At 42.6% G+C, this 13,232-nt stretch carries 16 protein-coding genes and 1 pseudogene; 15 read left to right on the plus strand and 2 right to left on the minus strand.

What is annotated here, in order from left to right; genetic code table 11:
- Positions 1–204 precede the first annotated feature (204 nt).
- A complete protein-coding gene (locus PGW42_RS04585) occupies positions 205–546 on the plus strand; it encodes a VOC family protein (RefSeq protein ID WP_117557694.1) in 342 nt (113 codons plus the stop codon).
- A gap of 182 nt (positions 547–728) precedes the next feature.
- Here PGW42_RS04585 and PGW42_RS04590 read toward each other — a convergent pair whose 3' ends face one another.
- Complete coding sequence (locus PGW42_RS04590) at positions 729–1,433, minus strand: 3'-5' exonuclease (RefSeq protein WP_117834945.1); 705 nt, start codon at positions 1,431–1,433, stop codon at positions 729–731.
- 213 nt (positions 1,434–1,646) lie between these two features.
- Between PGW42_RS04590 and PGW42_RS04595 the strand changes: the two genes are divergently transcribed.
- Together PGW42_RS04595 and PGW42_RS04600 are read left to right on the plus strand one after the other, a co-directional pair.
- Positions 1,647–2,054, plus strand: a complete 408-nt coding sequence (locus tag PGW42_RS04595) for a helix-turn-helix domain-containing protein (protein WP_117557698.1) — start codon at positions 1,647–1,649, stop codon at positions 2,052–2,054.
- A 13-nt stretch (positions 2,055–2,067) separates the two neighbouring features.
- Positions 2,068–2,403, plus strand: coding sequence for a hypothetical protein (locus PGW42_RS04600; RefSeq protein ID WP_195250434.1), 336 nt, complete (start codon positions 2,068–2,070; stop codon positions 2,401–2,403).
- A 41-nt stretch (positions 2,404–2,444) separates the two neighbouring features.
- On the opposite strand, the gene PGW42_RS04605 is transcribed toward PGW42_RS04600, so the two are convergent.
- Positions 2,445–3,086, minus strand: coding sequence for a GDSL-type esterase/lipase family protein (locus tag PGW42_RS04605; RefSeq protein WP_270202893.1), 642 nt, complete (start codon positions 3,084–3,086; stop codon positions 2,445–2,447).
- A gap of 181 nt (positions 3,087–3,267) precedes the next feature.
- Here PGW42_RS04605 and PGW42_RS04610 point away from each other — a divergent pair, with 181 nt between their 5' ends.
- From PGW42_RS04610 to PGW42_RS04665, 12 genes and pseudogenes are all read left to right on the plus strand, one after another.
- Positions 3,268–3,834 carry a chromate transporter gene (locus tag PGW42_RS04610; RefSeq protein ID WP_118199680.1) on the plus strand — a complete coding sequence of 189 codons (567 nt, stop codon included), beginning with the start codon at positions 3,268–3,270 and terminating at the stop codon, positions 3,832–3,834.
- On the plus strand, positions 3,831–4,397 hold the full coding sequence (locus tag PGW42_RS04615) for a chromate transporter (protein WP_270202892.1): 567 nt from the start codon (positions 3,831–3,833) through the stop codon (positions 4,395–4,397). Before PGW42_RS04610 ends, PGW42_RS04615 begins: the two co-directional genes overlap by 4 nt.
- Before the next feature lie 97 nt (positions 4,398–4,494).
- Positions 4,495–4,647, plus strand: a pseudogene (locus PGW42_RS16080) (NADAR domain-containing protein); the annotation flags it as partial.
- Positions 4,648–4,778: 131 nt separating this feature from the next.
- Positions 4,779–6,461, plus strand: coding sequence for a phospho-sugar mutase (locus PGW42_RS04625; protein ID WP_055261806.1), 1,683 nt, complete (start codon positions 4,779–4,781; stop codon positions 6,459–6,461).
- Positions 6,462–6,902: 441 nt separating this feature from the next.
- A complete protein-coding gene (locus PGW42_RS04630; RefSeq protein ID WP_270202891.1) occupies positions 6,903–7,466 on the plus strand; it encodes a manganese efflux pump MntP in 564 nt (187 codons plus the stop codon).
- 113 nt (positions 7,467–7,579) lie between these two features.
- Positions 7,580–8,260 (plus strand): response regulator transcription factor, encoded by a 681-nt coding sequence (locus PGW42_RS04635; RefSeq protein WP_022220129.1) that lies wholly within the window; start codon positions 7,580–7,582, stop codon positions 8,258–8,260.
- On the plus strand, positions 8,257–9,717 hold the full coding sequence (locus PGW42_RS04640; protein WP_270202890.1) for a sensor histidine kinase: 1,461 nt from the start codon (positions 8,257–8,259) through the stop codon (positions 9,715–9,717). Before PGW42_RS04635 ends, PGW42_RS04640 begins: the two co-directional genes overlap by 4 nt.
- 143 nt (positions 9,718–9,860) lie before the next feature.
- On the plus strand, positions 9,861–10,466 hold the full coding sequence (hisH, locus tag PGW42_RS04645) for an imidazole glycerol phosphate synthase subunit HisH (protein ID WP_270202889.1): 606 nt from the start codon (positions 9,861–9,863) through the stop codon (positions 10,464–10,466).
- An 11-nt stretch (positions 10,467–10,477) separates the two neighbouring features.
- Positions 10,478–11,242 (plus strand): imidazole glycerol phosphate synthase subunit HisF, encoded by a 765-nt coding sequence (gene hisF, locus PGW42_RS04650; protein ID WP_270202888.1) that lies wholly within the window; start codon positions 10,478–10,480, stop codon positions 11,240–11,242.
- Positions 11,243–11,258: 16 nt separating this feature from the next.
- Complete coding sequence (locus tag PGW42_RS04655) at positions 11,259–11,933, plus strand: uracil-DNA glycosylase (protein ID WP_117834952.1); 675 nt, start codon at positions 11,259–11,261, stop codon at positions 11,931–11,933.
- Positions 11,934–12,234: 301 nt separating this feature from the next.
- Complete coding sequence (locus PGW42_RS04660) at positions 12,235–12,594, plus strand: ArsR/SmtB family transcription factor (protein ID WP_022220999.1); 360 nt, start codon at positions 12,235–12,237, stop codon at positions 12,592–12,594.
- A 39-nt stretch (positions 12,595–12,633) separates the two neighbouring features.
- Entirely contained in the window at positions 12,634–13,188 is a 555-nt protein-coding gene (locus PGW42_RS04665; protein WP_182420291.1) for a tetratricopeptide repeat protein, read from the plus strand.
- Positions 13,189–13,232 lie beyond the last annotated feature (44 nt).

Genomic DNA, 13,232 nt, shown 5'->3' on the forward strand with positions numbered 1-13,232 from the left:
ACGAAGGAGTCCTTGTGTGAGGGCTTCTTTTTGCATGGAAAAAATGGTATGTTTACATTGCCAGTTGTATGAAGACGGGTGTCACAACCGTATTTGTCAATAACTTTTATCTATCTCCTCATATCATTGTTTTTCTTGCACGCTCTCACAAAATGAATTATCCTAAAATAGAACATAAACTTCGAAAATAGGAGGATATAGAATATGGCAAAGATAGATCATGCAGCAATCAGAACGGCATCTTACGAGAATGCACAGAAATTTTTTGAAGATGTATTTGAAATGCATATGTGGAGAGAGATCGGTGAAAAACCGGGAAGAAAATGCTGGTACGAAGAAGGAATCCAGCTCTGCGAAATGGAAGAAATTAACACAGAGGGAGAAAATGGCTACGACCACATTTCAATCGCGGTGGATTCCGTGGAAGAAACGATGGAAAAGATCAAGGCTTATCCGGTAAAAGCAATCAACGACCACTGGTTCTCACTGCCGAATGGAACGAAAATAGAATTAAAACTTCTGGAAAACTGGAAGGTAAATAAATAGAATTTGGAAGTTGGAAGTTTCTGATACCAGAGGATGCAAGACGCGTTTCCGGAACAAGAGAAGAGGCAATCGCGTATCTGGGATAAGAAAAAAGATAGAGTACGTTTATGAGAAGAAAAATTTTTCAAGACGGACTCTATCTTTTTAGTTTCTGAGATAACGGGAATCTGCAGACGATGCTTTTAAATTACTTTGGATTTCAGCAAAGAATCAATCAGCCGAGATGCTTCACTGCGCGTGATCGTATCCGGATTCCATTCCGGTACTTTTTTCTTCTGGCTGCACAGTCTCTGCAAAAGAGCAACCTGTTTTGCTGTGGCAGGCTGCACTTTTTTTATTTTGTATGTAAGCTGCTGTGGCTTGAAAAGAGAAGGATCTTCATTTTCAAAATAGTGTGCCAGTGTCTGATACAGCTTGGCTGTGGCAAGTGCATCATAGTAGGCGCGGTGCGCAGCTTTATTTTCAATCTGGTAGTATTCACACAGACTGGAGAGACTTTTGGAGGGAAGTGATTTTAAGGTGCGCTGGGCAATCTTAAATGTGTCGATTCCAAATTTTTCAAAAGTAAGTCCTAAATTGGAAGCACCTGATTTCATGAAGCTGTAATCAAAGCCTACATTGTGGCCGATCAGGACATCGTCTTCACAGAATTCAAGAAAATCACTGATCACAGTATCGGCAGGTCTGGCATTTGCAACCATTTCATTCGTAATGCCGGTGAGATTCGTGATCATCGGGGAAATCTCTTCCTGTGGATGAATGAATTCCATAAAACGTTCGGCAACCTTTCCGTCGCGGACTTTCAGTGCTCCGATTTCAATAATTTCATTATATAGTGGGTCAAGCCCGGTTGTTTCCAGGTCAAAACAGACATAGGATTTTAGCATTTCAAAACCTCCGTTTCTGAAATCCTATTTTAACAGATGCGAGGAGAAAGTGCCATAGTTTTCTTGATACAAATCTCTCCGGATGGTAAGATACAGGTATATTTGCCGGTGTAAAAGAATTTTGACAGGCAAAAATGCCATTTGTAAAAGATGTTTGATAGACTTTTGGTGTTCTATATGGAATGATGTCCGTGAAAGGAAGAAACAGGAATTATGGAAATAGGAAAGAAACTAAAAAATGCACGGATAGAAGCCGGGCTTACCCAGGAGAAGGCTGCAGAGAAAATCGATGTTTCCCGCCAGACTATTTCCAATTGGGAAAATGAAAAATCGTATCCAGATATTATCAGTGTCATTGCACTTAGTGATCTATATTCCGTAAGTCTTGATGAACTGTTGAAAGGAGATCAGAAGATGGCAGAACATCTGGAAGAGAGTACAAATGTTGTAAAAAGCAACAAAAAACTGACTGGAGCAATTCTTTTAAATATTATACTGATGATACTGTTGATTGCGCTGAACATGCTGTTGCCGGAAGGAACCTATTATCTGGTAATTGTATTTTGTGTGGTAATCATGAGTTCATCGGTATTACTTTATCAGATTATCAAACGGATTTAGGAGGCAGATTATTATGGGATGGAATCAAATAGCAGCAGTAGCAAGCGGAGCAATTGCGTTGGTAGGAGCAATCTGCACCGCATGGCAGATTTATCAGATGACGGTATCAGATGCAAAAGCAAGAGGCTTAAAGCACCCGAAATTCTGGGGATTTTGGGCGATGAATGGAAATAATTCAAGTGGACTGATTCTTTATCTGATCGGTAGAAGAAAATATCCGGTCCAGAATATGAGCATCGAAGATCAGGAAAAGATTAAAACAAGAAAAAAGGCAGCAGGAGCTGCGCTTGTGTTTATGACACTTGGGGCGATTGGATTTGTGATCAATATCATGCGGATTTATATTTAATGAAGAATACGAATACGAAGAGCGGTATAGACGTTAAAAATCTATACCGCTTTTTCCAGTTCTTTTTGCATATCGATAACTTTTTCATAGATTGCATTAGCAAGTGCAGCGTGACCGGCTACATCCAGATGCTCGCGGTCGGTTGTACTCGGAGATGCGAAAGCAGAGGCATCCAGAAATGCTGCATGATGCAGAAGTGCCACTTTGTGATACTCTTCAGCAAGCTTTTTTGAAACTTCTACGGATTTTTCATCAAATTCCGGATCAAAGCCAGGATCGCCAACACCTTCACCCAGATGAATCGGCGAAATGACGAGGAGATTAAAAGGCTGGGAAACGTTTTTTCGGGCTTTTTGGATGACTTGAGCCAATCCTTTGGCAATGGTTCCTGCGGACGCATTGTATCTTGTTTTGCAGTCGTTGGTTCCGAGCATAACGATAAGGAGATCGATAGGGTTATGCATTTCCAGCGTGACACCGATCAGATCAAGTCCACGGCGTCCCTCACGAAGATCATCCTGAAATACAGTGGTTCTTCCACAAAGACCTTCTTCGATCACACGGTGGTCAGCACCCAGCTTCTTCTGAAGCAGACAGGTCCATCGGGTGTCGGTGTCAAATCTGCCGGTTCCGTCCGGTTTGTAGCCATATGTGTTTGAGTCGCCAAAGCATAAGATGTTCATTCTGTGTCACTCCTTTATAAACCTACTAAATTGATATGTTATATATGATAAACGAGATTGTTGGAAAAGTCAAGAGGTAAAATTGTATTGGAAAGGTTTCGGAAAGGTTTTGAAATTTACCTGGATTTTAATTTACATCTGTATAAAGCAAAGATATACTAATGGGTGGAGGATAAAAATTATGAAGAATAAAAGAGAAGTGTTGGTTAAACTTTTTCTATCTACATTATATCTAAGTGCATTTACATTTGGCGGCGGTTATGTGATCATCACACTGATGAAGAAAAAGTTTGTGGATGATTATCATTGGATTGAAGAAAATGAAATGCTGGATCTGGTGGCAATCGCGCAGTCAGCACCGGGACCGATTGCGGTAAATGGGGCAATCGTGGTTGGGTATAAGCTTGCCGGCCTTGCAGGAACACTGGTTGCAATTATTGGAACGATTATTCCACCGTTTGTGATCATTTCTTTGATCTCTGCTTTTTATCATGCATTTCGGGATAATTATCTGGTGAGTCAGATGCTGGAAGGGATGCAGGCAGGTGTCGGAGCTGTGATTGCCTCGGTCACTTATGAAATGGGATGTGGAATTATAAAAAAGAAAGATAATGTGGCAACGATTGTTATGATTGCAGCCTTTATAGCAGCCTGTGTATTGGGAATCAATGTGATTTATATTGTGATTGCAAGTGGAGTTTTTGGTGTAATCCGGACAATCTGGAACAGACGGAGGAAAAGAGTATGATGTATATACAATTATTTTTAAGCTTTTTTCAGATCAGCTTGTTCAGCTTTGGAGGTGGATATGCGGCACTTCCACTGATCCAGGGGCAGGTCGTAAATGTGCATCACTGGCTCAGCATGACGGAATTTACGGATCTGATCACCATTTCCCAGATGACTCCGGGACCGATTGCAATCAATGCAGCAACCTTTGTTGGGATGAAACTGACCGGAATGCCGGGAGCGGTTGTGGCTACACTTGGATATATCACACCATCTTGCATTATCGTGACGATCATTGCAAAATTGTACTTAAAATACCGGGAAATGGACATGCTGCAGGGAATACTTGGAGGAATCAGACCGGCGGTGGTTGCACTGATCGGATCGGCGGGAATTTCCATTTTGCAGACAGCATTCTGGGGAGTTTCCGGGAAAATGGTGATATCTGATACCAGTTGGCTGATGGTTGGAATATTTGTGGTATGTGTGGTCTTGCTCAGGAAGGTGAAGATGAATCCAATCTGGGTGATGGTGCTTGCCGGGGTGATGAAAGTGCTTGTTGCGATGGCAGGAAAGATATAAATCTGGTATGATTGTAGTGAAAGATTGGGTGAACAGTGATGGAGATTATTTGTTTTCATAATCCAGATGAAGAAAATGGATATTTAGGAATTGGTATTTATCAGAATGTGTGGTAAAAGATCAGATATGGGGAATTGGGTTATCCATGAAAGACGAGAACAGATTTGATCTGGATAAGTGGAAAGGTCAGAACTTACTTGGATATGCTTTGATGATGGTGAGAGAACAATTTAGTTATGGAGGAAGATGAAAATGAAGAATGTTTTAACGGACTTTTCTTACCCAAATCATTGCGGGTTAGTCAAAGATATGGTATATTTAAAGTATATTTTTGTCAAAATGTACAAAAATAAGAACAAATTATAGTAGGGAGAGGTCAAGATGTATCAGGAAGAGTACAAACGTTGGCTGGAAGCAGATCTGGAAGATGCCGATCTGAGTCCGGAATTAGCGAGAATTGAAGGAAATGACGAAGAGATAAAAGATCGTTTCGCTGTAGCTCTGAAGTTTGGAACAGCCGGACTTCGTGGAGTTCTCGGAGCAGGAACGAATCGTATGAATATTTATGTAGTACGTCAGGCAACACAGGGACTGGCGAACTGGGTTAAGACACAGGGTGGCACACAGACTGTGGCAATCAGCTACGACAGCCGTCTGAAGAGTGATGTATTTGCAAAGACAGCAGCAGGTGTTCTGGCAGCAAACGGAATCAATGTCAGAATCTATGACGCGCTGATGCCGGTGCCGGCACTTTCATTTGCGACACGTTATTATAACTGCAATGCAGGTGTTATGGTAACTGCATCGCACAACCCGGCAAAATACAATGGTTATAAAGCATATGGACCGGACGGATGCCAGATGACAGATGATGCAGCAGCAATCGTATATGCTGAGATCCAGAAGACAGATGTCCTCACAGGTGCAAAATACATATCCTTCGCAGAAGGTGTAGAAAAAGGGCTGATTCGTTTTGTAGGAGATGACTGCAAGAAGGCGCTTTATGAAGCGATCGAATCACGTCAGGTAAGACCGGGACTTTGCAAGACAGCAGGACTGAAGCTGGTATACAGCCCGCTCAATGGTTCAGGACTTGTTCCGGTAACACAGGTATTAAAAGACATCGGAATCACAGATATCACAATCGTTCCGGAACAGGAATATCCAAACGGATACTTCACGACCTGCAGTTATCCGAACCCGGAAATTTTTGCAGCTCTGGAGCTTGGACTTAACCTTGCAAAAGAGACAGATGCAGATCTGATGCTTGCAACAGATCCGGATGCAGACCGTGTAGGTATTGCAATGAAGTGCCCGGATGGTTCTTACGAACTGGTAAGTGGTAACGAAGTCGGTGTTCTGCTTCTCGATTACATCTGCGCAGGACGTATTGAAAAAGGAACCATGCCTGAGAAAGCAGTTGCTGTAAAATCAATCGTATCTACTCCGCTTGCAGATGCAGTTGCAGAGCATTACGGTGTAGAACTCAGAAGCGTACTTACCGGATTCAAGTGGATCGGTGACCAGATCGCACAGCTTGAAGAAGCCGGAGAAGTAGACCGTTTCATCTTTGGATTTGAAGAGAGCTACGGATACCTTGCAGGACCGTATGTACGTGATAAAGATGCTGTTATCGGATCTATGCTGATCTGCGAAATGGCAGCTTACTACAGAAGCATCGGAAGCTCACTGAAGCAGAGACTGGAAGAAATCTACGCGCAGTACGGACGTTATCTGAACAAAGTAGACAGCTTTGAATTCCCGGGACTTAGCGGAATGGACAAGATGGCAGGTATTATGGAAGGCCTTCGTAAGAATCCGCTCACAGAAGTAGCCGGAATCAAGGTTGCATCTGTTACAGATTACACCAAACCGGAAGAAACCGGACTTCCTTCTGCGAATGTACTGATCTACAAACTGGAAGATGGCGAGACTGTTATTGTTCGTCCTTCAGGAACAGAGCCGAAGATTAAGATCTATTACACAACACTTGGAAAAGATCTGGAAGAAGCACAGGCAAAGAAAGACAAATTCGCAGAAGCATTAAAGCCGATCATGGCGTAGCAGTCAAAAGCTGATTTTGGAGAATGAGTCTGATCTGAATTTGCAGAGAATCAGGCTTGACAGAAAGGAACCTGCCCGATATAATAATTTTTATCGATAAGGGAGTAGTTGGCGCGATGACGTAGCTTTGTCAACATACTGACAGCAATGGCTGTCTGGCATAGCTTTAAATAATGAGACTTATTCGTAGTATTTTATGCTACGAATAAGTCTTTTTTTGTGCATACGATGAGCCAAGTGCAGATTTGTGCTTGCACAAGTATCTGCATTTGGCGAATGTACATCATCAAGCTGTTAAGCGAGATGGTGTACAAAGTATACAAATCGAGTAGGAGTCAGCCTGCTCGATTATATACGATGAGCCAAGTGCAGGCAAAGCATTGCCGCAGACAATTATTTTCACATTGGATAAGATGATTAGCTTTAAAAAGGAGAAAAATTATGGGTTTAATTGAATTGTTTTTGATTGCAGTAGGGCTGTCCATGGATGCATTTGCAGTTTCTGTCTGTAAAGGACTTGCTATGCCGAAGTGCACTTTCAAAAAGGCGGCTATCGTTGGCTTATGGTTTGGCGGATTTCAGGCATTGATGCCGGCAATTGGTTATGTTTTAGGAGCGCAGTTCCAGGAAACCATTGCTTCTATAGATCACTGGATCGCATTTGTATTACTTGCGCTGATTGGTGGAAATATGATTCACGAAGCATTGGACAATGACGAAGAGGAAGCCGATGCAAGCCTGGATGTGAAGACCATGTTCCTTCTCGCAGTAGCAACCAGCATTGATGCACTCGCTATAGGAATTACCTTTGCATTTCTTAAGGTAAATATTATTCCGGCGGTCTGTTTTATCGGAATCGTGACCTTCATCATTTCCTTTGCCGGAGTAAAGATTGGTAATGTCTTTGGAGCCCGCTATAAGAACAAAGCCGAAATTGTCGGTGGGGTCATCCTTATTCTGCTTGGTCTGAAGATTTTGTTAGAGCATCTTGGCTTTTTAGAATAAAAATAAATACGAAACTACGATCCTGTTGTTCTTCTTTCACATAAAGAACACAATTATCTGCTATTCTGGTGTATAATTAGAAATAAAGTGATAAAAAGGAGCCCGTGAGAGTTATGGATAAACTGAAAATTCTTGTAGTAGATGATGAAAGCCGTATGCGCAAATTGGTGCGCGATTTCCTGGAAAGAGAAGGATATGCTGTACTCGAAGCCGGAGACGGTATGGAAGCAATGGACATTTTTTATGAAGAAAAAGATATTGCACTGATCATTCTGGATGTCATGATGCCGCATATGGATGGCTGGCAGACCTGCCGTGAGATCCGTAAAGAATCAAAGGTTCCGATCATTATGCTGACCGCAAGAAGTGAAGAGAGGGACGAGCTTCAGGGGTTTGAACTCGGTGTGGATGAGTACATTTCCAAACCGTTCAGCCCGAAGATCCTGGTTGCAAGAGTTACTGCGATTCTGCGCAGAACCAATGCGCTTGCTTCGGATGATCTGCTTCATGCGGACGGGATCGAGATTGATAAAGCAGCACATATGGTGAAGATCGATGGAAAACCGATCGAACTCAGTTACAAAGAGTTTGAACTTCTGACTTATTTTGTGGAGAATCAGGGGATTGCTTTATCGAGAGAGAAGATTCTTAACAATGTATGGAATTACGATTATTTCGGGGATGCCAGAACCATTGATACCCATGTAAAGAAGCTGAGAAGTAAACTTGGTGATAAAGGAGATTATATTAAGACTATCTGGGGTATGGGGTATAAATTCGAGGTACAGTCATGAAATATTCAATAAAAAGACAGATGATGACTGTTTTTGTAGGTCTGATTCTGTTTATGATCGTTGTATTTATGATCGTCAACGGAAGCTTTCTGGAGAAATATTATATTTCCAATAAGAAATCAGAATTTATAAAGGCTTATACAATGGTGCAGGAAGGTGTGGAGAACGGGACAATCAATTCTGAGACACCGGAAAAAGACCTGGGAAGATTTACAGAGAAAAATAATATTTCCATTGCAGTCATCGATTCAGAATACAATGTGGTTTATACTAATGTAAGAGAAAAACAGATGATGGTCGTACAGCTTTTCGGATATCTGTACGATAAGAATCATCAGGAGGTTCTGGAAAAAACGGACAGTTATGATATCTGCAAGTCGGTTGATCCGCAAAATAATACAGAGTACCTGACCATGTGGGGAAACTTTGACAATGGTGATATCTTTATCATGCGAAGCCCGCTGGAGAGTATTCGTTCGGCAGTCATGATTTTTAACAGATTTATCGGAGTTGTCGGCGGATGTGTGATTCTTGTGAGTGTATTGCTTGCGTGGTATTTCTCAAAAAGGATCACGGAGCCGATCATGGAGCTCGCAACACTTTCACAGAAGATGGCCGATCTGGATTTTGATGCAAAATATACCAGCGGCGGAAGCAACGAAATCGGTGTACTGGGAGAGAACTTTAACCGGATGTCAGAAAGACTTGAGCAGACGATTTCCAATCTGAAAGAAGCCAACTATAAATTGCAGAAAGACATTGAGCAGAAAGAAAAACGAGAAAATATGCGAAGCGAATTCCTGGGGAATGTTTCCCATGAACTGAAGACGCCGATTGCCCTGATCCAGGGATATGCAGAAGGCCTGAAAGAAGGAGTCAATGATGATCCGGAGAGCCGAGAATTCTACTGTGAAGTCATTATGGACGAGGCAGGAAAGATGAACCGGATGGTGAAGAATCTACTTGCCCTGAACCAGCTGGAATTTGGTGAGGATGATGTACAGTTTGAACGGTTTGATATTACTTCATTGATTTCGGGTGTCCTGCAGAGTCTGGATATTCTGATTGAGCAGAAAGAAGCACAAGTGATTTTCCGCCACAAGAACCCTGTTTATGTCTGGGCAGATGAGTTTAAGGTTGAGCAGGTTGTCCGGAACTATGTCAACAATGCACTGAACCATGTCGATGGTGAGAAGGTGATCGAGATCAAGATCACCCAGGAAAATGATATGGCAAAAATTACCGTATTCAATACCGGAACGCCGATTCCGGAGGAAGATCTGCCACATATCTGGGAGAAATTCTATAAGGTTGATAAGGCAAGGACCAGAGAATACGGTGGAAATGGTATCGGGCTTTCCATTGTGAAGGCGATCATGGACTCCTTTGGAAAAGGATACGGTGCGATCAATCATACCAATGGTGTTGAGTTCTGGTTTGAACTGGACATGAAATAAACGCGAATCTTGCAATTCGCACTGTAACGTGGTACATTATAAAAGAGCTTATTACTGATTGACACAGGGAAGAAGATTGTGACATGAGCGGAAAAAGTTCTTTTGAATAACTACAAGAATATAAAAATCGTGAGGATATGCGGATGATAGCGATTATTGATTATGATGCAGGAAACATTAAAAGTGTAGAAAAAGCGTTAAAATATCTTGGTGAGGATGCGGTTATCACAAGAGACAGAGAAGAGATACTTTCTGCCGATAAAGTGATCCTTCCGGGAGTCGGTGCATTTGGCGATGCCATGTACAATTTGAAAAAATATGGATTGGATGAAGTGCTTCGTGAAGTAGCAAAAAGACAAATTCCGCTTCTTGGAATCTGTCTTGGGCTTCAGCTTTTGTTTGAAAGAAGTGACGAGACGCCAGGTGTGGAGGGACTTGGTATTCTAAAAGGAGAGATTCTTAGAATTCCGAACTGTCCGGGACTTAAGATCCCGCATATGGGATGGAACTCTCTGAAGCTTCAGAATGACGGCAGATTGTTTAAAGATTTACCTGAAGAGCCGTATGTATATTTTGTTCATTCCTACTATTTAAAAGCAGCAGATGAAAGTATTGTAAAAGCGACAACCGAGTACAGCACACATATTCATGCTTCGGTTGAACAGGGAAATGTATTTGCCTGCCAATTCCATCCGGAAAAGAGCAGTGATACAGGACTTCAGATACTGAAAAATTTTGTAGAATTGTAGGAGGGCAGACAGTGTTTACAAAGAGAATTATCCCATGTCTTGATGTGAAGAACGGACGGGTTGTAAAGGGTGTGAATTTTGTGGATCTCAAAGATGCAGGAGATCCGGTTGAGATTGCGAAGGCTTATGATAAGGCAGGTGCGGATGAACTGGTATTTCTGGATATCACGGCATCTTCGGACGACAGAAGCACGGTGATTGACATGGTGCGTAAAGTTGCTGAGTGTGTGTTTATTCCATTTACGGTAGGTGGTGGAATCCGGACCGTTGACGATTTTAAGGCATTGCTTCGGGAAGGTGCAGACAAGATTTCCATCAATTCTTCTGCGATCAATCGACCGGAACTGATCCGGGAAGCAGCTGAGAAGTTTGGAAGCCAGTGCGTGGTTGTCGCGATTGATGCGAAAAGAAGGGCAGACGGCAGCGGTTGGAATATTTATAAAAATGGCGGACGCATTGATATGGGGATTGATGCGGTCGAGTGGGCGAAGAAAGTAGAAGCTCTTGGTGCAGGAGAGATTCTTTTGACCAGTATGGACTGTGACGGCACGAAGGCCGGATATGATCTGGAGCTGACAAGGACGATCGCAGAAAATGTATCAATTCCGGTGATCGCATCTGGAGGAGCAGGTAATCTGGAGCATTTCTACGAAGCACTTGGTGAAGAGGGGAAGGCAGACGCGGCGCTTGCGGCATCCTTGTTCCACTATAAAGAGCTGGAGATCAGAGAAGTAAAAGAATATTTGAGAGAAAAAGGCGTATCGGTACGTCTGTAGAGAAAAGGTGGGGAATATGGCAGCAATTAACAATGACTGGCTGGATGCACTGAAAGGTGAATTTTCCAAGCCATACTATAAGAAACTATTTGAGACAGTGAATCAGGAATACCGGACACACCGGATATATCCTCCGGCAGATGACATTTTCAATGCATTTCATCTGACACCGCTTAAGGATGTCAAGGTTGTGATCCTTGGTCAGGATCCATATCATGGAGATGGACAGGCAGAGGGGTTAAGCTTTTCTGTGAAACCAGGGGTTGATATTCCACCGTCACTGGTGAATATTTATCAGGAACTGCATGATGATCTGGGATGTACGATCCCAAGCCACGGCAATCTGGTGAAATGGGCGAAGCAGGGAGTGCTTCTTCTCAACACGGTTCTTACGGTAAGAGCGCATCAGGCTAATTCACATCGTGGAATTGGCTGGGAAGAATTTACAGATGCAGCAATCCGTGTACTCAATACCCAGGACAGGCCGATCGTATTTATCCTGTGGGGAAGACCGGCACAGATGAAAAAGAGAATGCTGACCAATCCGAACCATCTGATCCTGGAAGCACCACATCCGAGTCCACTTTCTGCGTATCGTGGATTTTTCGGAAGCAAACCGTTCAGCCAGACCAACAAATTCCTTGAGGCGCATGGTGTAGAGCCGATCGACTGGCAGATTGATGAACTGTAAAGAATAAAAAATAGAGATTTCGGGCAGACTGTGAAGATTTATTTGCAGTCTGTTTGTTTCTGTTCACTCCCGTGTCAATCACTACGCTGATTGGCACGGAGGATGCACTTTTATCTTGAATGGCATCTCGCCCATCGCCAAAGGCGATTTAAAATGGCGAGATGCGTTGCTGGTCACAGGTACTGTGAACAGTAACGTCTGTTTTTCCTTTGCATGCCGGAATCAATGGAAATAGTTGACCGTAAAGAGATCATTTGGCATAATAGATATATGAATACTTATTCATATGAAAGGGGTAACTATGAAAAAGACAGAAGTAGAATGTTGTGATACATTTTGTATACATGAAGAACTTGTACATAAGGCAGAGGGGCATATACCGGATGAAGAAGTTTTGAAGGATCTTGCTGATTTTTTCAAGGTATTTGCAGATACCACACGGATCCGGATTTTATGTGTTCTTTTTCAGTCTGAAATGTGTGTTTGTGATCTGGCGGAAGTTCTTGGAATGACGCAGTCCGCGATTTCCCATCAGCTCAGGATGCTCAAGCAGATGAAGCTTGTGAAGAACAGACGGGAAGGAAAAACGGTGTTCTATTCCCTTGCTGATGATCATATCCAGACCATCATGAACCAGGGAATGGAGCATATTCTGGAATAACAGATGATATATCAATATAGAAGGAAGGAAACGATAACAGTGACAGCAGGAAGAAAGAAAAAGGTAATCATAGGGATCCTTGTAGCGCTTTGTATGACAGTAACGGGATGCGCCGGTTCTGTAAAAAAAGGAACGAAGTATCTGGAAGAAAAAGACTATAAAAATGCAGAGGTGGAATTCCAGGATGCGATAGACAAAAAGAAGAATCTGGGAGAGGCTTATCGCGGACTCGGACTCTGCTACTGGGAACAGAAAAAGTATGAAAAGGCAGAGAAGGCGTTGGAAAAAGCATTGAAGAATGGAACGGAAGAGACGGCAACTCTTTATAATATTCTGGGAATCTGCGATCTGGAACTGGATAAACCGGAAAAGGCAGTGTATTATTTTGAAAATGGGCAGGAGCTTTCAGGCGCAGGAAAAGAGCTGCTAAAAGAAATGGCATATAATCTGGTAGTTGCCTATGAAAAAGCAGGGGATTACCAGTCTGCAAAAGAGAAGCTGGACAGTTATCTGAAAGCAAATCCAGATGACAAAAAAGCGCTGAAAGAGCAGGAATTTTTAAATACACAGATTTCGGAAGGAGATCAGCAGTAGAGCGGATCGGATGAGCAGATTTGATCCGGGACGGAAAGAAATCT

The organism is Coprococcus sp. TM115-187 (assembly GCF_027679115.1).
GTDB classification, from domain to species: domain Bacteria; phylum Bacillota; class Clostridia; order Lachnospirales; family Lachnospiraceae; genus Allocoprococcus; species Allocoprococcus comes.

Bases quoted from the DNA above. Each gene is read 5' to 3' on its own strand.
- PGW42_RS04615 (WP_270202892.1), top strand. From the start codon at position 3,831: ATGATGTATATACAATTATTTTTAAGCTTTTTTCAGATCAGCTTGTTC.
- PGW42_RS04605 (WP_270202893.1), bottom strand. From the start codon at position 3,086: ATGAACATCTTATGCTTTGGCGACTCAAACACATATGGCTACAAACCG.
- PGW42_RS04610 (WP_118199680.1), top strand. From the start codon at position 3,268: ATGAAGAATAAAAGAGAAGTGTTGGTTAAACTTTTTCTATCTACATTA.
- PGW42_RS04585 (WP_117557694.1), top strand. From the start codon at position 205: ATGGCAAAGATAGATCATGCAGCAATCAGAACGGCATCTTACGAGAAT.
- PGW42_RS04660 (WP_022220999.1), top strand. From the start codon at position 12,235: ATGAAAAAGACAGAAGTAGAATGTTGTGATACATTTTGTATACATGAA.
- PGW42_RS04635 (WP_022220129.1), top strand. From the start codon at position 7,580: ATGGATAAACTGAAAATTCTTGTAGTAGATGATGAAAGCCGTATGCGC.
- PGW42_RS04655 (WP_117834952.1), top strand. From the start codon at position 11,259: ATGGCAGCAATTAACAATGACTGGCTGGATGCACTGAAAGGTGAATTT.
- PGW42_RS04590 (WP_117834945.1), bottom strand. From the start codon at position 1,433: ATGCTAAAATCCTATGTCTGTTTTGACCTGGAAACAACCGGGCTTGAC.
- PGW42_RS04640 (WP_270202890.1), top strand. From the start codon at position 8,257: ATGAAATATTCAATAAAAAGACAGATGATGACTGTTTTTGTAGGTCTG.
- PGW42_RS04595 (WP_117557698.1), top strand. From the start codon at position 1,647: ATGGAAATAGGAAAGAAACTAAAAAATGCACGGATAGAAGCCGGGCTT.
- hisH (WP_270202889.1), top strand. From the start codon at position 9,861: ATGATAGCGATTATTGATTATGATGCAGGAAACATTAAAAGTGTAGAA.
- PGW42_RS04630 (WP_270202891.1), top strand. From the start codon at position 6,903: ATGGGTTTAATTGAATTGTTTTTGATTGCAGTAGGGCTGTCCATGGAT.
- PGW42_RS04625 (WP_055261806.1), top strand. From the start codon at position 4,779: ATGTATCAGGAAGAGTACAAACGTTGGCTGGAAGCAGATCTGGAAGAT.
- PGW42_RS04600 (WP_195250434.1), top strand. From the start codon at position 2,068: ATGGGATGGAATCAAATAGCAGCAGTAGCAAGCGGAGCAATTGCGTTG.